This is a genomic window from Paenirhizobium cremeum, from assembly GCF_047553425.1.
In the GTDB taxonomy this organism is placed as follows: Bacteria; Pseudomonadota; Alphaproteobacteria; order Rhizobiales; family Rhizobiaceae; genus Allorhizobium; species Allorhizobium cremeum.
Window position 1 is genome coordinate 1,191,444 of the sequence record NZ_CP180217.1, and the last position, 15,927, is coordinate 1,207,370.

At 61.1% G+C, this 15,927-nt stretch carries 21 protein-coding genes; 10 read left to right on the plus strand and 11 right to left on the minus strand.

What is annotated here, in order from left to right; genetic code table 11:
* Positions 1–13: 13 nt before the first annotated feature.
* From argC to ACLBKR_RS05905, 5 genes are all read right to left on the minus strand, one after another.
* Entirely contained in the window at positions 14–946 is a 933-nt protein-coding gene (gene argC, locus ACLBKR_RS05885; RefSeq protein WP_113486747.1) for an N-acetyl-gamma-glutamyl-phosphate reductase, read from the minus strand.
* A 69-nt stretch (positions 947–1,015) separates the two neighbouring features.
* Positions 1,016–1,969: an agmatinase gene (speB, locus tag ACLBKR_RS05890; RefSeq protein ID WP_113486749.1), complete on the minus strand. Its 954-nt coding sequence runs from the start codon at positions 1,967–1,969 to the stop codon at positions 1,016–1,018.
* Positions 1,970–2,117: 148 nt separating this feature from the next.
* Positions 2,118–2,585 carry a 30S ribosomal protein S9 gene (gene rpsI / locus ACLBKR_RS05895; protein ID WP_113437973.1) on the minus strand — a complete coding sequence of 156 codons (468 nt, stop codon included), beginning with the start codon at positions 2,583–2,585 and terminating at the stop codon, positions 2,118–2,120.
* Positions 2,586–2,587: 2 nt separating this feature from the next.
* The gene (gene rplM / locus ACLBKR_RS05900; RefSeq protein WP_112827186.1) at positions 2,588–3,052 is read right to left on the minus strand and encodes a 50S ribosomal protein L13; all 465 of its coding nucleotides are present in this window, start codon (positions 3,050–3,052) and stop codon (positions 2,588–2,590) included.
* 275 nt (positions 3,053–3,327) lie between these two features.
* Entirely contained in the window at positions 3,328–3,756 is a 429-nt protein-coding gene (locus ACLBKR_RS05905) for a PaaI family thioesterase (protein WP_113448733.1), read from the minus strand.
* Positions 3,757–3,864: 108 nt separating this feature from the next.
* On the opposite strand from ACLBKR_RS05905, the gene ACLBKR_RS05910 reads away from it, so the two are divergent.
* The 3 genes from ACLBKR_RS05910 to ACLBKR_RS05920 all read left to right on the plus strand — a co-directional run bounded on the left by ACLBKR_RS05910 (position 3,865) and on the right by ACLBKR_RS05920 (position 5,905).
* Positions 3,865–4,695, plus strand: coding sequence for an enoyl-CoA hydratase (locus tag ACLBKR_RS05910; protein WP_113486751.1), 831 nt, complete (start codon positions 3,865–3,867; stop codon positions 4,693–4,695).
* Between the two features lie 184 nt (positions 4,696–4,879).
* The gene (locus ACLBKR_RS05915; protein ID WP_113444057.1) at positions 4,880–5,311 is read left to right on the plus strand and encodes a VOC family protein; all 432 of its coding nucleotides are present in this window, start codon (positions 4,880–4,882) and stop codon (positions 5,309–5,311) included.
* A 132-nt stretch (positions 5,312–5,443) separates the two neighbouring features.
* On the plus strand, positions 5,444–5,905 hold the full coding sequence (locus ACLBKR_RS05920; protein ID WP_113486753.1) for a CoA-binding protein: 462 nt from the start codon (positions 5,444–5,446) through the stop codon (positions 5,903–5,905).
* A 110-nt stretch (positions 5,906–6,015) separates the two neighbouring features.
* Here ACLBKR_RS05920 and ACLBKR_RS05925 read toward each other — a convergent pair whose 3' ends face one another.
* Positions 6,016–6,351 carry a hypothetical protein gene (locus ACLBKR_RS05925; RefSeq protein WP_113486755.1) on the minus strand — a complete coding sequence of 112 codons (336 nt, stop codon included), beginning with the start codon at positions 6,349–6,351 and terminating at the stop codon, positions 6,016–6,018.
* Between the two features lie 152 nt (positions 6,352–6,503).
* Between ACLBKR_RS05925 and ACLBKR_RS05930 the strand changes: the two genes are divergently transcribed.
* Complete coding sequence (locus ACLBKR_RS05930) at positions 6,504–6,932, plus strand: CoA-binding protein (RefSeq protein ID WP_113448829.1); 429 nt, start codon at positions 6,504–6,506, stop codon at positions 6,930–6,932.
* Positions 6,933–6,960: 28 nt separating this feature from the next.
* On the opposite strand, the gene ACLBKR_RS05935 is transcribed toward ACLBKR_RS05930, so the two are convergent.
* On the minus strand, positions 6,961–7,389 hold the full coding sequence (locus ACLBKR_RS05935; protein ID WP_113425992.1) for a DUF6455 family protein: 429 nt from the start codon (positions 7,387–7,389) through the stop codon (positions 6,961–6,963).
* Positions 7,390–7,552: 163 nt separating this feature from the next.
* Here ACLBKR_RS05935 and ACLBKR_RS05940 point away from each other — a divergent pair, with 163 nt between their 5' ends.
* Together ACLBKR_RS05940 and ACLBKR_RS05945 are read left to right on the plus strand one after the other, a co-directional pair.
* Positions 7,553–8,836, plus strand: coding sequence for an O-acetylhomoserine aminocarboxypropyltransferase (locus tag ACLBKR_RS05940; RefSeq protein ID WP_112827179.1), 1,284 nt, complete (start codon positions 7,553–7,555; stop codon positions 8,834–8,836).
* A gap of 49 nt (positions 8,837–8,885) precedes the next feature.
* Positions 8,886–9,230, plus strand: a complete 345-nt coding sequence (locus tag ACLBKR_RS05945; RefSeq protein ID WP_113425991.1) for a cupin domain-containing protein — start codon at positions 8,886–8,888, stop codon at positions 9,228–9,230.
* A gap of 24 nt (positions 9,231–9,254) precedes the next feature.
* Here ACLBKR_RS05945 and ACLBKR_RS05950 read toward each other — a convergent pair whose 3' ends face one another.
* Together ACLBKR_RS05950 and ACLBKR_RS05955 are read right to left on the minus strand one after the other, a co-directional pair.
* Positions 9,255–9,968 carry an LrgB family protein gene (locus ACLBKR_RS05950; RefSeq protein ID WP_113438986.1) on the minus strand — a complete coding sequence of 238 codons (714 nt, stop codon included), beginning with the start codon at positions 9,966–9,968 and terminating at the stop codon, positions 9,255–9,257.
* Positions 9,940–10,362: a CidA/LrgA family protein gene (locus ACLBKR_RS05955; protein WP_113438985.1), complete on the minus strand. Its 423-nt coding sequence runs from the start codon at positions 10,360–10,362 to the stop codon at positions 9,940–9,942. The genes ACLBKR_RS05950 and ACLBKR_RS05955 overlap by 29 nt, the downstream gene beginning before the upstream one ends.
* Positions 10,363–10,458: 96 nt before the next feature.
* Here ACLBKR_RS05955 and ACLBKR_RS05960 point away from each other — a divergent pair, with 96 nt between their 5' ends.
* On the plus strand, positions 10,459–11,349 hold the full coding sequence (locus ACLBKR_RS05960; RefSeq protein WP_113425988.1) for a LysR family transcriptional regulator: 891 nt from the start codon (positions 10,459–10,461) through the stop codon (positions 11,347–11,349).
* 46 nt (positions 11,350–11,395) lie between these two features.
* On the opposite strand, the gene ACLBKR_RS05965 is transcribed toward ACLBKR_RS05960, so the two are convergent.
* Positions 11,396–11,863, minus strand: coding sequence for a MarR family winged helix-turn-helix transcriptional regulator (locus ACLBKR_RS05965; RefSeq protein WP_113486758.1), 468 nt, complete (start codon positions 11,861–11,863; stop codon positions 11,396–11,398).
* A gap of 148 nt (positions 11,864–12,011) precedes the next feature.
* On the opposite strand from ACLBKR_RS05965, the gene ACLBKR_RS05970 reads away from it, so the two are divergent.
* From ACLBKR_RS05970 to ACLBKR_RS05980, 3 genes are all read left to right on the plus strand, one after another.
* Complete coding sequence (locus tag ACLBKR_RS05970) at positions 12,012–12,818, plus strand: SDR family NAD(P)-dependent oxidoreductase (protein WP_112827173.1); 807 nt, start codon at positions 12,012–12,014, stop codon at positions 12,816–12,818.
* 42 nt (positions 12,819–12,860) lie between these two features.
* Entirely contained in the window at positions 12,861–13,262 is a 402-nt protein-coding gene (locus tag ACLBKR_RS05975; protein ID WP_113486806.1) for a MarR family transcriptional regulator, read from the plus strand.
* Positions 13,263–13,356: 94 nt separating this feature from the next.
* A complete protein-coding gene (locus ACLBKR_RS05980) occupies positions 13,357–14,655 on the plus strand; it encodes an MFS transporter (protein WP_113486760.1) in 1,299 nt (432 codons plus the stop codon).
* A gap of 16 nt (positions 14,656–14,671) precedes the next feature.
* Here the strand turns inward: ACLBKR_RS05980 and ACLBKR_RS05985 are convergent, their stop codons facing one another.
* On the minus strand, positions 14,672–15,916 hold the full coding sequence (locus ACLBKR_RS05985; protein WP_113486762.1) for a cytochrome P450: 1,245 nt from the start codon (positions 15,914–15,916) through the stop codon (positions 14,672–14,674).
* Between the last annotated feature and the right edge of the window lie 11 nt (positions 15,917–15,927).

Below are 15,927 nucleotides of genomic sequence, written 5' to 3' on the forward strand. Positions count from 1 at the left end.
TTGAGCCCGTCGTTCAGGCGGAAAGCATCAGGTCCATGTTTTGGACGGCTGCGCCGGAAGCACCCTTGCCCAGATTATCGAGAACCGCGACGAGGTTGACGTGCGGACCGCCCTGCGTGCCGAACACGAAGAGCTTCATCGTGTCCTGATCGGTCAGCTCTTCGGCATCGATGCGGGCCAGCTTTGCGCTGTCCGCGAGCGAAACCACATTGACGATGTCCTGGCCGGCATAGTGCGCGACGAGGGCGGCATGGATCGTTTCGATCGTCGTGCCGTCCTTCAGGTCGTCGAGGAAAAGCGGTACCTGTACGATCATGCCCTGCGCAAAACGACCGACCGACGGCGAAAAAAGCGGCGCGCGATCGAGCAGGCCGTGGGTCTTCATCTCCGGCACATGCTTGTGCTTCAGCGTCAGCCCGTAAAGGAAGTTGTTGGCCGTGATGGCATCGGGCCGGCTCTGGTCTTCCATCTGGGCGATCATCTGCTTGCCGCCGCCGGTATAGCCCGAGACCGCATTGACCGTGACCGGATAGCCGTCCGGCAGGATGCCTGAGGCACGAAGCGGCCGGATAAGGCCGATCGCGCCGGTCGGATAGCAGCCGGGATTGGCGACGAAACGGGCGGAACGGATCTTTTCCCTCTGGGCCTTGTCCATTTCGGCAAAGCCGTAGGCCCAATCGGAAGCGACGCGGAAAGCCGTCGAGGTGTCGATGATCCGGACCTTATTGTTGCCGGAAACCATCTGCACCGCTTCCCGCGAGGCGTCGTCGGGCAGGCAGAGAATGGCGATGTCGGCGCTGTTCAGCAGGTCTTCGCGCATTGCCTGATTGCGCCGCTCCTCTTCCGGGATGGACAGCAGTTCAACGTCGCGGCGGCCGGCCATGCGGGTGCGGATCTGCAGTCCCGTGGTGCCGTGTTCGCCGTCGATGAAGATCTTCGCTGTCATTTTATCGTCCCCTGTCAGGAGGTTGGTGGAAATTGCGGAATCTGTTTCGGAGAATGCTGAATCAATGTGTCAGGTGCGTGTCGCGAGTTTCTCGGCGCGCAGGCCGAGCATATACATCGCGACCGTCGCGCCCGCAATGGCGGTGATATCGGCGTGGTCATAGGCAGGCGCCACCTCGACGATATCGGAACCGCGAATGTCGAGCGCGCCGAGCTTGCGCAGAACCGAAAGCATCTTGGCCGAGGATGGGCCGCCGGCTACCGGCGTACCTGTCCCGGGGGCGAATGCCGGGTCGAGGCAGTCGATATCGAAGGTGAGATAGCAGGGCTTTCTGCCGACGTGGGCGAGGATGCGGTCAGCGATCGTCTGCGCGCTGAGGTCTTCCACTTCGTAGCCGTGCAGGATGCGGATGCCGAAGTCCTCCGGCGCATGCGTCCGGATGCCGATCTGGATCGAATGGCTCGGATCGATCACGCCTTCACGCACGGCGCGGCAGACGAAGGAGCCGTGATCGATCCGCTTGCCATCGTCGTCCCAGGTGTCCTGATGGGCGTCGAAATGCACGAGTGCCAGCGATCCGTGCTTGGCCGCATGGGCCTTGAGAAGCGGCCAGGTGACGAAGTGGTCGCCGCCGAGACCGAGCAGGTAGGCGCCGGAAGCAATGATCTTCGCGGCCTCCTTCTCGATCATGCCGGGCGTCTTCTGGTGGTTGCCGTAGTCGAGCAGCACATCGCCGTAATCGATGACGGCCATCTTCTCGAAAAGGTCGCGAGAAAACGGGTATTGCGGGTCGTTGTCGAAGATCGCGGATGCGCGCCGGATCGCCTGCGGTCCGAAGCGGGCGCCCGGCCGGTTGGAGACGGCAGCGTCGAAGGGAATGCCGAGGACTGCGGCATCGACGTTCTTCAGCGACTTCGAGAATTTGCGACGCATGAAGGAGAGCGCGCCCGCATAGGTCGGATCTGTCGCGGCGCCGCGAACGGCTTTTGCTGTAAAGGCATTGTCGATGGATTTGCTCGCCATATCTCTCGTCTTCGTCTCTTGCCTGGAATCTGCCTGAACATAGGCGACGGCCTGCAATCAGCAAAACCGAAATGCTGGCCGGATCGCCCAAAACGAAAAAGGCGGAGCCGAAGCCCCGCCTTGATTTCCGTTTCCGGATATCCAGCGATTAACGCTTGGAGAACTGGAACGAACGACGGGCCTTGGCCTTGCCGTACTTCTTGCGTTCGACCACGCGGCTGTCGCGGGTCAGGAAGCCGCCCTTCTTCAGGACCGAGCGCAGGCCCGGCTCGAAGTAGGTGAGGGCCTTGGACAGGCCGTGGCGAACGGCGCCGGCCTGGCCGGAGAGACCACCGCCGGTGACGGTCGCAACGATGTCGAACTGACCGGTGCGGGCAGCCGCGACGATCGGCTGCTGCAGGATCATCTGCAGAACCGGACGGGCGAAATAGGTCGTGAAGTCACGGCCGTTGACGACGATCTTGCCGGAGCCCGGCTTGACCCATACGCGGGCGACAGCGTTCTTGCGCTTGCCGGTGGCGTAGGAGCGGCCGAGGGAATCGACCTTGCGGACATGCGCCGGAGCGGCGGCCTGCTCGGTGGTGCCGAGGTCCTTCAGGGAAGAGAGGTCAGCCATTATCAGGCGCTCCTTACGTTCTTGCTGTTCAGCTTGGCCACGTCGAGGGCAACCGGCTGCTGGGCTTCATGGGGATGGTTGGAACCGGCGTAAACGCGCAGGTTCTTCATCTGGCGACGGCCGAGCGGGCCGCGCGGGATCATGCGCTCGACGGCCTTCTCGATGACGCGCTCCGGGAAGCGGCCTTCGATGATCTGGCGAGCCGTACGCTCCTTGATGCCGCCCGGATAACCGGTGTGCCAGTAGTACTTCTTGTCGGCATACTTCTTGCCGGTGAAGGCGACCTTCTCGGCATTGATGACGATGACGTTGTCGCCGTCGTCGACATGGGGGGTGTAGGTGGCCTTATGCTTGCCGCGCAGGCGCATGGCGATGAGGGAGGCGAGGCGACCGACAACGAGGCCTTCGGCATCGATGATGATCCACTTCTTCTCCACCTCAGCAGGCTTCTGAACGAAGGTAGACATGGTGTTATCTTTCCGTTTTGGACCCTTGCGCCGTGAGGCGGGCGGGCGTTTCTTGTTGCTTGGTTTCATGCATGTGGTGCACGAAAAAAGAATGCGGTCCGAAGGGGCCGCAAACCTGGGCGCTGTATAAGCTGCGGCTGTACCATGGTCAATAGCCGTGCTTTCTGGATGATGTCAAAAAAAATCAGTAAAAACAATTAGTTGATTATGTGGTATTATTTTACCGCATTTTTGAGCGGTCCCGACAGCTTGGAAATCGCCTGTTTGGGGCTTGCTTAGCCGCGTGGCGGGATCGAATAGGTTGCTGTGGCCTGTGCGATCGGTTCAGGGCCGCCGTCCTGGCTCAGAAGCGCGTCGATGACGGCCAGCCGTTTGCCGAGTTTCAGGATGCGGCACCGACAGATGATCGGTTGAGGCTTTGGCAGGCGCAGGAAATTGATGTTGAGGCTGGTGGTCACGGCGAGCGCCACCGGTCCGATATGGGCGAGCACCGCGGCATAGGCGCAGACATCGGCGAGCGCGAACATGGCCGGGCCTGAGACCGTGCCGCCGGGGCGCAGATGCCGCTCAGACGGGTCGAAGGTCATTGTCACTGCGCCGGGTTCCACAGCCGTTACCGTGAACACGCGTCCATCCGTGTGGATCTGCGGAAAATCCGTCTCCAGAAAACGGTTGATTTCCGCGGCGGTCATGATCGGCTGCATGTTGGATTGTTCCTCCCTTTGTCCAAAGCCTCGATTTTCGATGGCGGAGCCGGCGGCATTTATGGCAGGCTTCCACGCATATGAAAACGAGAAGCCGGGAGGTTTGTCATGGCGGAAGTGGTGTCTTTCAAGAAGGTTGCGGGTGAGGCGGCGGAGGGGCCGGTATTGTCGGCGCTGGCGAACGGTGTGATGCGCCTGACGCTTAACAATCCGCCCGCCAATGCCCTGTCCATCGCCACGATGGAGGCCCTGATGGTTGCGCTGGAGACGGCGGGCAGCGATCCGGACGTGCGGGTCGTCGTTCTTGCCGCCTCCGGCAAGCTCTTTTCGGCCGGTCATGACCTGAAGGAAATGACGACGCACCGGGCAGACCCGGATCGCGGCCGGGCTTTCTTTGAAAAGACCATGCGGCTCTGCGCCGACCTCATGCTGAAGATCGCGCATCTGCCGAAGCCGGTGATCGCCGAGGTCGATGGACTGGCGACGGCTGCCGGCTGCCAGCTTGTGGCCTCCTGTGATCTCGCCATTTGCACCGATACCTCCACCTTCTGCACGCCGGGCGTGAACATCGGCCTTTTTTGCTCGACGCCGATGGTTGCCGTCAGTCGCGCTGCCCATCGCAAGCAGGCCATGGAAATGCTGCTGACGGGCGAAACCATCGATGCCTCCACCGCCAAGGATTTCGGCCTCGTCAACCGGATCGTGCCGAGGCAGTACCTCGCCCAGGTCGTTGACAAATATGCCTCCGTCATCGCTTCCAAGTCGCCGTTGACCCTGAAGATCGGCAAGGAGGCATTCTACCGCCAGATCGATATGTCGCTGGAAGAAGCCTACGACTATGCGGCTCGCGTAATGGTCGACAACATGCTGGCGCGCGATGCCGCCGAAGGCATCGGCGCCTTCCTCGACAAGCGGCATCCGACCTGGACCGGCGAGTGACGATTTCCCGGCGAGAACGCCATTTGGTGGATGGGGCCAATTGTTGTCCCATTCATCAATTATATATCAAAAAGATCATGATGCGAACGAATGCAACCTTAAGGTTATACTAATATTGACGCGAACAAAAAGGGTACATATGTTAAACGAACAGCGTTTAACATATGAGGATTGATATCCACTCATGCAGATCGACCGCCGTGTCTCATTGATTACCCTGGGAGTTGCAGATGTGGGGCGCAGCACCGCCTTTTATGAAAGCCTCGGCTGGATACGCTCGTCAGCGTCGCAGGAGACCATCACTTTTATTAGGCTGAAGGGCGTTGCTCTTGCCCTTTTCTCCCGTGCCTCGCTCGCGGAGGATGCAGGCGTCGAAGACACTTCGCCGGGCTTTTCCGGTGTCACGCTTGCGCATAATGTCGCCAGCCCCGCAGAGGTCGACGCCGTGATGGAATTTGCAGTTTCCTGCGGCGCCAGCCTGGTGAAAAAGCCTGAAAAAGTGTTTTGGGGCGGCTATCGCGGTTACTTCGCCGACCCCGATGGGCACCTCTGGGAAGTCGCCCACAATCCGTTCGCGCCGCTCGATGAAGACGGTCACATCGTCTTGCCGGAGTGAGATCGAGGGGAACCGGCAAATCGCTCGCATTTTTCCGATCATGGAGAGCTGTCATTAAGTGAATGCAAATATATTGGGCGCGGGAGAGACAGCGGATCGTTAGAAGGCCGTTTACGGCCGGAGGAGGTTTCCATGACGCATGTTTCCTATCCTGCAGCCTATCTCGCCGATATTCTTCATTCAGCAAAGAACATAGCCATCGTCGGCGCTTCGACGAGGGATGACCGTCCGAGCCACTGGATTGCCGGCTTCCTGCTCGGCAAGGGCTATCGGGTTTTCCCCGTCAATCCGAATCACGCCGGAGAAACGATACTTGGACAGCGGGTCTACGGGCGGCTTGCGGATATTCCCGTCGATATCGACATCGTCGATGTTTTCCGCCGTGCCGATCAGTTCGCAGCGGTCATCGATGAAGTGTTGAGGCTTCCAAACTTGCCTCGTGCAATCTGGGGACAGCTTGGCGTTCGCGACGACGAGGCCGCCGCCAGGGCGCAAGCCGCCGGCATAAAGGTCGTGATGGATCATGCGCTGGTGACTGAATACCCGCTGGTCTACGAACTGGCGCACGCGCCGCGGTCGCGCCCGGCGGCCTGAAGCATGCCGCGCAAAGTGCCGACCGGATTGCTCCAGCCGCAGCGATAAACCAGAGAGTTGAGACACTGCGGGCGTATCCGGAAGATCGCGGCACCCTTGGGCGTCGAGGATCAGAAGCGGATCCAGGGGCGGCGCAGGATGAAGCCGTTGCTGTCGTCCACCGGCTTGCAGGCGAGGACCGGGCAACGGGGATTGTCGCGCGTCGGCACATAGGCGCGCGCCGCATAGTCATGCTGTTCGCACTGGTTGTTGTCGCGGACATAGCGATCGTAAAGCGTCATGCCGGCCACCCGTTTCGACGGATAGCGCAGGATCACCGCCCCCTGGCTCAATACGGCTGCGCGAGCCGCTTCGCAGCTCATGGATAGCGAGTTATAGCGCGAGATCGCCAGCGCCGGCGATGCGATCGTCGAGGCCACCATGGCCAGTAGAACAAGCTTTTTCATCGCTCTGTCTTCCTTGCTCGGGAATGGATGGAAGGGCTTTCGTCGTTTGTGGCCATTCCGTCTTGTAGCCGGTTGCGGCCACCCCATCTATTCGTTGTTACCGATTATAGCCGACTTCGACGGACGTCGCCATGAACGAGGATGAAATGACAATCGATCACGACCGCTATGACGATGCCTACCTTGCCGGAATCCTGAAGGACACGAAGACGATAGCCCTGGTGGGGGCTTCGCCCAAACCCGATCGGCCGAGCTACGGCGTCATGCGGTTTCTGCTTTCGCGGGGGTATCGGGTGATCCCGGTCAATCCGGGGCAGAAGGGCAAGGAAATCCTCGGCCAGAAGACGGTTGCGCGGCTCGCTGACATCGATGAAGCGATCGACATGGTCGATGTGTTTCGCGCGTCGGAATATCTCGACGGAGTGATCGACGATGTGCTGGCGCTTGAAACGCGTCCGAAAGCGGTGTGGTCCCAGCTTGGCGTGAGGGATGACCGCGCAGCGGTCAAGGCGGAGGCGGAGGGGATCAAGGTCGTGATGAACCGCTGCCCGGCCATCGAAATTCCCCGCCTCAGCCTCTGAAAACCGACCGGAGCGCAATGTCGGCGGACTACGCGATCAGGAAATCCGGGTTGGCGCGAAGCGCATTGAGAGATTCGGCATTGCCGCAGTAGTGGGCGAAGGTCTCGGCTGCGGTGCCGCGCGCCAGATCCTTGCGACATTCGCTCTTGGATGCGCAGTGCGAGCAGGTGATCTGCATGTCGCGGAATTCGTTGCGCAACCGCAGTTCCACCTCGCTCGGATCGATATTCAGGGCACGCATCATTACCACCATTTCATCGGCGGCGTGCGGACCTGCCTTGGCAAGCTCGATCAATTGGTCCGGCGAGATGCCGCAGTCGTGAGCGATGCTGCGGATGGTGGAATCGTCGAGCGATGCGATCATGTCGGCTTCGGCCGCGCTTTCCCAGCTTCTGGAAAACCACTCGGTCAGCCGCGAAAAGACGGTTCTCGTTGCGTCAGTCACTGCAGTGTCCATGGGAATACCTCCATTTTGCATTAATCCTGAGCCGCCGGCCGCATGACCGCATTGACTTCGATCAATCTTGAGGGATGGCCGGTCGCGAGGCGGCGAAAAACCCGGCTGACAACCGGCGGCCAGACGCTATGATCCGCCCGACCAATCAAGGGAGGTTTCAACCATGACGACGAACAATCCGGGTTTTGCCACGCTGGCGGTTCATGCCGGGGCCCAGCCGGACCCGGCGACCGGGGCGCGAATCACGCCGATCTACCAGACCACTGCCTATGTCTTCAACGACGCCGACCACGCGGCGGCGCTGTTCGGACTGAAGCAGTTCGGTAACATCTATACCCGCATCATGAACCCGACCCAGGCGGTGCTGGAAGAGCGCATCGCCGCTCTGGAAGGCGGTACGGCGGCGCTCGCCGTCGCCTCGGGTCACGCGGCTCAGATGCTGATCTTCCACACGCTGATGCAGCCCGGCAATAATTTCGTGGCTGCAAGGAAGCTCTACGGCGGATCGATCAACCAGTTCGGCCATGCCTTCCAGAATTTCGGCTGGCAGGTCCGCTGGGCCGATCCCGCCGATCCCGCGGACTTCGCCGCGCAGATCGACGAGAACACCCGTGCGATCTTCATCGAAAGCCTTGCCAATCCTGGCGGCACCTTTGTCGATATCGCCGCGATTGCCGATGTCGCCCGCCGTCATGGCCTGCCGCTGATCGTCGACAACACGATGGCGAGCCCCTATCTCGTCCGGCCGCTCGAACACGGGGCGGATATCGTCGTCCACTCGGCCACGAAGTTCCTCGGCGGGCACGGCAATTCGATGGGTGGAGTCATCGTCGATGGCGGCACCTTCGACTGGTCGCAGTCCGACAAGTTCCCGATGCTTTCAAAGCCGCGCTCGGAATATTCCGGTATCGTGCTGCATCAGGCCTTCGGCAATTTTGCCTTCGCTATCGCCTGCCGCGTGCTCGGGCTTCGCGATCTCGGGCCGGCGATTGCCCCGATGAACGCCTTCCTGATCCTGACCGGCATCGAGACGCTGCCGCTGCGCATGCAGCGTCATTGCGAAAACGCCCTGCGGGTCGCCACATGGCTGAAGCAGCATCCGAAGGTGGCCTGGGTGAATTATGCCGGCCTGCCCGATGATCCGAACCATGCCCTGCAGCAGCGTTATTCGCCGAAGGGCGGCGGTGCGGTCTTCACCTTTGGTGTAAAGGGCGGCTATGCGGCCGGCAAGGCGCTTGTCGAGGGGCTGCAACTCTTCTCGCATCTGGCCAATATCGGCGATACGCGCTCGCTGGTGATCCATCCGGCTTCCACCACCCATGCCCAGCTTTCCGAGGAACAGCAGATTGCGGCCGGTGCCGGGCCGGATGTCGTGCGCCTGTCGGTCGGCATCGAGGACGCCGAGGACATTATCGGCGATCTCGACCAGTCGCTCGCCAGGGTCTGACCAAGGTAACCGCGCCGTGGCCTTGAGGCTGCGGCGCATCGGAGAACCAATGACGAATTTTCTGACATTCGATCTCGCAGGAATCGAGCCGGAGGAGGGTGCTCCCGCCCCCGACCGTCTGATTTCCGGCGATCCCCGTTTCACCACCTGGAACATCGAGGAGCGAGAGGGTTCGCTTTATGCCGGAATCTGGCAGGCGACGCCGGGCAAGTGGCGGATTTCCTACGACGAGTGGGAATATTTCAACGTCCTCGAAGGTCATTCGATCGTGACCGAGGATGGCGGCGAACCGGTCCATCTCAGGGCGGGCGACCGGATGATCCTGAGACCGGGCTTCAGCGGAACCTGGGAAGTCGTTGAAACGACTCGCAAGGACTACGTCATCAAACTCTGAAGTCGAGCCGGGATGGGAGCGCCGTCAGCGCAGCAGCATAGCGAGCAGCGGCGCCGCGAGGACGTTGACGAGGCCGACCAGGACCATCACCAGGCCGGCAATGGAGCCTTCCTCCGAGCCGATCTGGTGAGCCTTCGCGACGCCTGCGCCGTGGGCGCCCATGCCAAACAGGGCTCCGCGGGCAAGTGTCGAGCGGATCGGCAGGAAGCGCAGCAGGGTTTCGCCCAGCGCCGCACCGCAGACCCCCGTGACGACCACGAAGATGGCGGTCAGATCCGGTACGCCGCCGATATCCTGCGAGATGGTCATGGCAAAGGGCGTGCTGATCGAACGCGGCAGAAGGCTGAGACGCAATGCGCCGTCGATGCTGAGCAGGCTGGCAAGCGCCCAGGCCGTCAGCATCGCCGTCGCGCTGCCGACAACGACGCCGAAGGCCAGCACCGGCCAGTAGCGCCGGATCGTATGGCGTTCCTCGAAGATCGGGATCGCGAAGGCCACGGTTACCGGACCGAGCATGGCAACCAGCCAGTGGGTGGCGTGGATATATTCCGCATAATTGGCCCGCAGCAGCAGGGCGAGCGTAATCAGCGCCATCGGCGTCACGATCAGCGGCGAAAGCCAGCTTTGCTGCCAGCGCCGGTAGATCGCCTTCGAGACGATATAGAAGAAGATCGTGGCCGCCGACCAGAAGGCGGTCATCAGGGTGGGATTACCGACGAAGGGCACGGTCGCCTCCATGGGCGAGCATGAGGCGATAGCCGATATCGACGGCGATCGCGGTGGAAGCCATGACGGCAATCGTGCCGCCCAGAATGACCGCAAGAACCTTGAGGCCGAGAAGCCCGATGAACTCCTGGTGGTCGAGGACAGCAAGAACCGCCGGAACGAAGAACAACAGCATTTCCGCCAGCAGCCAGCGGGCGCCATCACGCATGCTGGACGGACGCAGTCGGCCGCTTGCCAAAAGCAACAATACCATCGCCATGCCGATGACGCCGCCGGGGATCGGTAGCGCTAGCAGGCGGGCGACGGTTTCTCCGGCCAGCCAGAAAGCCGCGATGATGGCGATCTGCACCAGCCGGTTTGAGTGCATCTGGCGGCGTATGAGCAGGGCGATGTTACGGGATGACATTTTCAGCACCTTGTGTGGTCGCTGGAAATATAGGCGTGATCGTACTATGAACAAAATGAATTGATGTCATAGAAAAAAGTCCGAATTGGAATACTTATGGAAATTCGAACGCTCCGCGCCTTCGTCGAGGTCATCCGTCAGGGCGGTTTTTCCCAGGCCGCCCGAACGGTGTTCATCACCCAGTCGGCGGTGAGCAAGGCCGTTCGACAGCTTGAGGAGGAGCTTGGTTTCGCGCTGATCGACCGGACAGGTCATAAGGTTGCGTTGACGGATGCGGGCGAGATCGTGTTTCGCCGCGCCCAGACCATGCTGACGCAGCGGGAGGATCTCCTTGCCGAACTCTCGGAGTTGCGCGGTTTGCGCCGCGGGCGCCTGCAGCTTGGCCTTCCGCCGATCGGCAGCGATGCCCTGTTCGCACCTCTCTTCGCCATCTACCGCAGCCGGCATCCGGAGGTGGAAATACAACTGGTCGAGCATGGCAGCCGCAAACTGGAGGAACTGGTCATGGCGGGGGAGGTGGAACTCGGCGCTTCGCTGCTGCCGGTCCCGGATCGTTTCGAATGGCAGGAGGTGACGCGCGAGCCGCTGCACGTCCTCATTCCGGAAGATCATCCACTTGCAAAACGGGAGGGCGTCGCCCTTCACGACCTCCAGTCCATGCCGTTCGTCCTGTTCGATGTGGGGTTCGCTCTCAACCCGATCATTCTGGATGCCTGCCGGGAGGCCGGGTTCGATCCGGTCATCGCGGCCCGCAGCGGTCAGATCAATTTCATTGTCGAACTGGTGGGGGCAGGGCTCGGGATAGGGTTTCTGCCGAGGATGATTGCAGAACGCCGCGTGCGCCCCGGCGTCACCCATGTTCCCGTGCATTCGCCGCGAATGGACTGGCACATGGCCTGGGTCTGGCGGCGCGGCGGCTATCTGTCTTTCGCGGCCAAGGCGTGGCTGGATCTTGCCCGCTCCGCAAAGGTTCCGCCGGCACCCTGAAGCCGGGGTCGCTTATATCCTGTTCCCGGTGTCCGTCCACACCTGTTCATGGCTTCGTGTCGGGTGCCTTGAAGCGAGCGGCAAAGTCCCGGGAGGCAATAACGGCCAGTGCCTCGCGGATCTCGCGCGATTGCCGTTCGCCGTAGATTTCATCGAAACGGTCTTGCGCCTTGCGCCACAGAACAGTCGCTTCCTGCTGTTTGGTTCGACCGCTCTCGGTCAGCCGCACCCGCTTGGCACGCCGATCGGCTGCGTCTGCCACAAGCTCCACATAGCCGTCGCGGATCAGGGGCTTCAGGGTGTGGCCGAGGGCCGACAAATCCATGACAAGTGCTTCGGCCAGTGTTTTCAGCGTCGGCTCTTCCGAACGGGCAATCTGCGACAACAGGGAGAATTGGGTTCCCTTGAGGCCGCTTTGCGAAATCATATCGTCATAGAGCTGCCCGAGCTGCCGGGCGGCGCGTCTTATCGCGCTGTTGGTGCAATGCATCCAGACCTCTTCATCTTTCTTCATCGTTTCGTTCTTCCTCGTTTCGTGCTGAGCGGCATCGGACTCCTATGCTCACCCGGTCCGGATGAAAAGTTTCTGCCGACACCTCTTGCATTGCGGGAGCATTGCCTCAATATAGTGGCATATGCCAGTAAATGAAACGGAGATCGACATGGCACGCAATGAAACATCGCCGGGCACCGCGCTCGTTACCGGCGCCTCTTCCGGAATTGGCGCGACCTATGCCCGCAAGCTTGCTCTGCGTGGCTATGACCTGATCCTTGTTGCACGCGATGCCGCACGGCTTGGCGCGCTGGCCCAGGAGTTGCAAGAGAGCGCCGGCATTTCCGCCGCCGTCCTGACCGCGGATCTGGAGAAGGCCGGGGATGTCGCCCGGGTCGAGGCGCGGCTACGCGAGGACGAGAATATCGCGCTGTTCGTCAATAATGCCGGCATTGGTCCGAGCGGTCCGCTTCTTTCCGGCGAGACCGCCTATCTCGACCGGATGATCGCGGTCAACGTGACCGCCGCAAACCGGCTGGCCATTGCCGCCGCCCAGGCTTTCGTTGCGCGGGGTAGGGGAAGCCTTATCAATATCGCTTCGGTGGTCGCCATCATGCCGGAATTGTTCAATGGCACATATAGCGGCAGCAAGGCGTTCGTTCTCGCCCTGACTCAGTCCTTGGCCAGCGAACTCAAGGATCATCCGGTTCGTATCCAGGCCGTGCTGCCGGGTCTTACGCGCACGGAGATTTTCGATAGGGCGGGCGGCAGCGTCGAAGCGCTCAATCCTGACATGGTCATGGAGGTGGATGACATGGTGGAGGCCGCACTGGCCGGTTTCGATGACGGCGAACTGGTTACCATCCCCTCGCTGGAAGATGCAGGATTGCTGGCGGCGCTTGGCGCTGCGCGTTCCGCGCTCGGGCCGCATCTTTCGAAGCGTCGGCCCGCTCCGCGCTATCGGGTAACCAACTGAGATCTTGCATCGATCATGATGCGGGTATATGCCCGCATCATGATCGTTTCTTCCTGTTATTGCATCAAGCTCCGGAATGCCTCGCGCCGACTGACTGCGATCTATGACGCAGCGCTGGCTTCGCTTGGAATCAATGTAACCCAATTCAGCCAGTTGCGACGCATCCGGCGTCAGCAGCCGGTTTCTTTGACCGACCTTGCGAGGCAGTCGGATCTGGATCGCTCGACCGTTGGCCGCAACGCTAAGGTTTTGGAGCGAATGGGACTGGTGGCCGCTGTCCCTGTGACGGATCATCGGGAAACTGCTTTGGCGCTGTCGGAACGGGGCGAGGCCTTGTTGAAGGATGCCATGCCGATCTGGGAAGAGGTTCAGGCTCGTATCGAGAACAGGCTCGAAGCGGATGGCCTCGACCGTATTCTCGCCGCCATCGAAGACCTTGAATAAAGCAATTCATTAATTCCCTAATTTCCTGAACGAATATGTGTGGGCATATACCCGCATATATCCGCCGCCGGCAACCAACTGTAGGAGAGCGACCTTGATTTCCGCCAAACTTGCCCGTTACCTCGCGGCGCGCGGTATCCACTATGGATGGGTTGTTGCCGGGATTACCTTCATCACCATGCTTGCGACCGCGGGCGCCATGGGGTCGGCCGGGGTGCTGATCGCGCCGCTTAGCCGTGAATTCGGCTGGACAACGGAGGAAATCTCCTCTGCCATGGCAATCCGGCTGGCGTTCTTCGGGTTGCTTGGTCCATTCGCTGCTGCCCTGATGAATCATTTCGGTATGCGCGCGGTGATCGGGGTGGCCCTTACATTGATCGGCGGGGGTATTCTCCTTTCCTTCGGTATGAAGGAGCTTTGGCAGATGGTCGTGCTGTGGGGTGTTGTCGTCGGGTTCGGCACCGGCATGACGGCACTCGTTCTCGGTGCAACCGTCGCGACCCGATGGTTCCAGGCGCGCCGGGGTGTCATCGTTGGCCTGATGACGGTGAGCAATGCGACCGGCCAGCTTGTTTTCCTGCCGCTGCTGGCAAGTCTAACGGAGGCCTATGGCTGGCGTGTCGCCCTGTCGCTGAACGTCGCCGTACTGATGCTCGCGATGATGATTGTGCTGGCGCTGATGCGCAACTATCCCGCCGACCTTGGCCTGGCGCCTTATGGCAGCCGTGAACTGCAGCCCGCGCCGATCCGCTCGGCGCGCCTTTCCTCACTCCTGATCGCGCCGATTGTTGCCCTGCGGGAAGCATCGGTGAAGCCGGCCTTCTGGATCCTGTTCTTCACCTTCTTCGTCTGCGGTCTCTCCACTAACGGCCTGATTCAGACTCACTGGATTTCGATCTGCGGCGATTATGGCGTGGCTGCGGTCAGTGCCGCCGGCATGCTGGCGCTGATCGGGATCTTCGACTTCATCGGCACGCTCGGTGCCGGCTGGCTGTCCGACCGTTTCGACAATCGCTGGCTGCTCTTCTGGTTCTACGGCCTGCGCGGCCTTTCGCTGATCTTCCTGTCTGCCTCGGGCTTCGACTATGTGACGCTTTCGATCTTTGCCGTCTTTTACGGTCTGGACTGGGTTGCCACGGTGCCGCCGACGGTCAAACTAACGGTGGAGAACTTTGGTCGCGACAAGGCCAACATCGTGTTCGGCTGGATCTTCGCTGCCCATCAGCTTGGCGCTGCAACTGCCACTTTCGGGGCAGGCTATATCAGGACGGATTACGAGACCTTCCTGCCGGCCGTCTACATCGCCGGTTTCATGTGCCTGTTGGCGGCCCTGTCGGTTCTTGCAATCGGGCGCGGCGTCCGCCGAACTGTGGTCGTTCAGCCGGCGGAATGATCGCGGCAAACCTCGCCTACCAGGCGAGGTCCAGCTGCTCCAGTCCATGGAAGTGATAGACGTCCTTCACCCGTAGCGGAGCAGTGATCCGCATACCGGGCAGCCGCTGAAACAGCAGCGGCAGTACGATGTTAAGCTCGAGACGCGCCAGCGGCGCGCCGATACAGAAATGGATGCCCGCGCCGAAGGAGAGGTTCGGCGCCTCGTCGCGCTCCGGCCGGAAGGTCAAGGGTTCCGTGAATTTCTCGGGATCGAGATTGGCGGCGGCAAGGATCATGCTCACCTTGTCGCCGCGCTTGAACGACACCCCGTCGATTTCAGCCGGCTCCAGACAATAGCGCTGGAAAATATGTACCGGAGCGCAGATGCGGAGTGTTTCCTCGACGGTTCTCTCGGTCGCCTTCTCGTCGCGGAACATCTCGGCAGGCGAAAGACCGCTTTCGAGGATGACGCGCACGGAATTGCCGATCTGGTGTACCGTCGCCTCATGGCCGGCATTCAGCAGGACGATGGTGGTCGAGATGAGCTCGTCCTCGGTCAGATACTGGCCCTTGTGCTCGGTGTGGATCATGTGGCTAAGCAGGTCGTCCTGCGGATTGGCGCGGCGCTCCGCGATCATGCCTCGCACGTACTCGGCGAACTCCTTGGCGGAGCGATTGGCCGCGTCCTCGTCGGCACGGGTGCGCTTGAACATGTACATGCCCACATAGTCGTGGGACCACTTGAGCAATTGGGGGCCCATGTCCTCGGGAATGCCGATCATGCGGGCGATCATGGTCACCGGAATGATGTCGGCGAAGGAGGAGAGCAGTTCTGTCTTGCCATCCTTTTCGAAGGCGTCGATCAGCCGGTTGGCAAGCTCCTCGATCTCCGGTTTCATCTTCTCGACGTGCCGGGAAACGAAGGCGCGGTTGACCAGCGTTCTAAGCCGGGTGTGTTCCGGCGGTTCCAGTTCCAGAAGGGAATGCGCTTCCGCGGCGTCGAAATGGCGCGTGTGGTCGGCAGGCTCGGGCATGCCGAGTTCCTCGCGGGTCGCGATGTGCAGGATCTGGCGGCCGAAACGCCGGTCCCGCAACAGCGCGTTGACTGTGTCGTAGCCGGTCACGAACCACTGCTTCTGCTCCACCCAGTAGAAGGTCGGACATTCGGCATGCAGCGCCGCGTAGACCCGGTTCGGATCGGAGTAGAAAGCCGGATTGCGGCCGTCGAGGCTGACGCGGCGTGAAGCCTTGTCGATGGAAAGGAAGGAAAGATCGGTCATGGGTGGGTTCT

Excerpts from the sequence above, each read along its gene's own strand:
- argC (WP_113486747.1), bottom strand. The coding sequence starts at position 946 with ATGACAGCGAAGATCTTCATCGACGGCGAACACGGCACCACGGGACTG.
- ACLBKR_RS05960 (WP_113425988.1), top strand. The coding sequence starts at position 10,459 with ATGGAAATTCGAACGCTCCGCGCCTTCGTCGAGGTCATCCGTCAGGGC.
- ACLBKR_RS05965 (WP_113486758.1), bottom strand. The coding sequence starts at position 11,863 with ATGAAGAAAGATGAAGAGGTCTGGATGCATTGCACCAACAGCGCGATA.
- ACLBKR_RS05920 (WP_113486753.1), top strand. The coding sequence starts at position 5,444 with ATGACGCATGTTTCCTATCCTGCAGCCTATCTCGCCGATATTCTTCAT.
- ACLBKR_RS05940 (WP_112827179.1), top strand. The coding sequence starts at position 7,553 with ATGACGACGAACAATCCGGGTTTTGCCACGCTGGCGGTTCATGCCGGG.
- rplM (WP_112827186.1), bottom strand. The coding sequence starts at position 3,052 with ATGTCTACCTTCGTTCAGAAGCCTGCTGAGGTGGAGAAGAAGTGGATC.
- ACLBKR_RS05955 (WP_113438985.1), bottom strand. The coding sequence starts at position 10,362 with ATGTCATCCCGTAACATCGCCCTGCTCATACGCCGCCAGATGCACTCA.
- rpsI (WP_113437973.1), bottom strand. The coding sequence starts at position 2,585 with ATGGCTGACCTCTCTTCCCTGAAGGACCTCGGCACCACCGAGCAGGCC.
- ACLBKR_RS05985 (WP_113486762.1), bottom strand. The coding sequence starts at position 15,916 with ATGACCGATCTTTCCTTCCTTTCCATCGACAAGGCTTCACGCCGCGTC.
- ACLBKR_RS05915 (WP_113444057.1), top strand. The coding sequence starts at position 4,880 with ATGCAGATCGACCGCCGTGTCTCATTGATTACCCTGGGAGTTGCAGAT.
- ACLBKR_RS05970 (WP_112827173.1), top strand. The coding sequence starts at position 12,012 with ATGGCACGCAATGAAACATCGCCGGGCACCGCGCTCGTTACCGGCGCC.
- ACLBKR_RS05935 (WP_113425992.1), bottom strand. The coding sequence starts at position 7,389 with ATGGACACTGCAGTGACTGACGCAACGAGAACCGTCTTTTCGCGGCTG.
- speB (WP_113486749.1), bottom strand. The coding sequence starts at position 1,969 with ATGGCGAGCAAATCCATCGACAATGCCTTTACAGCAAAAGCCGTTCGC.
- ACLBKR_RS05925 (WP_113486755.1), bottom strand. The coding sequence starts at position 6,351 with ATGAAAAAGCTTGTTCTACTGGCCATGGTGGCCTCGACGATCGCATCG.
- ACLBKR_RS05910 (WP_113486751.1), top strand. The coding sequence starts at position 3,865 with ATGGCGGAAGTGGTGTCTTTCAAGAAGGTTGCGGGTGAGGCGGCGGAG.
- ACLBKR_RS05945 (WP_113425991.1), top strand. The coding sequence starts at position 8,886 with ATGACGAATTTTCTGACATTCGATCTCGCAGGAATCGAGCCGGAGGAG.
- ACLBKR_RS05950 (WP_113438986.1), bottom strand. The coding sequence starts at position 9,968 with ATGGAGGCGACCGTGCCCTTCGTCGGTAATCCCACCCTGATGACCGCC.
- ACLBKR_RS05905 (WP_113448733.1), bottom strand. The coding sequence starts at position 3,756 with ATGCAGCCGATCATGACCGCCGCGGAAATCAACCGTTTTCTGGAGACG.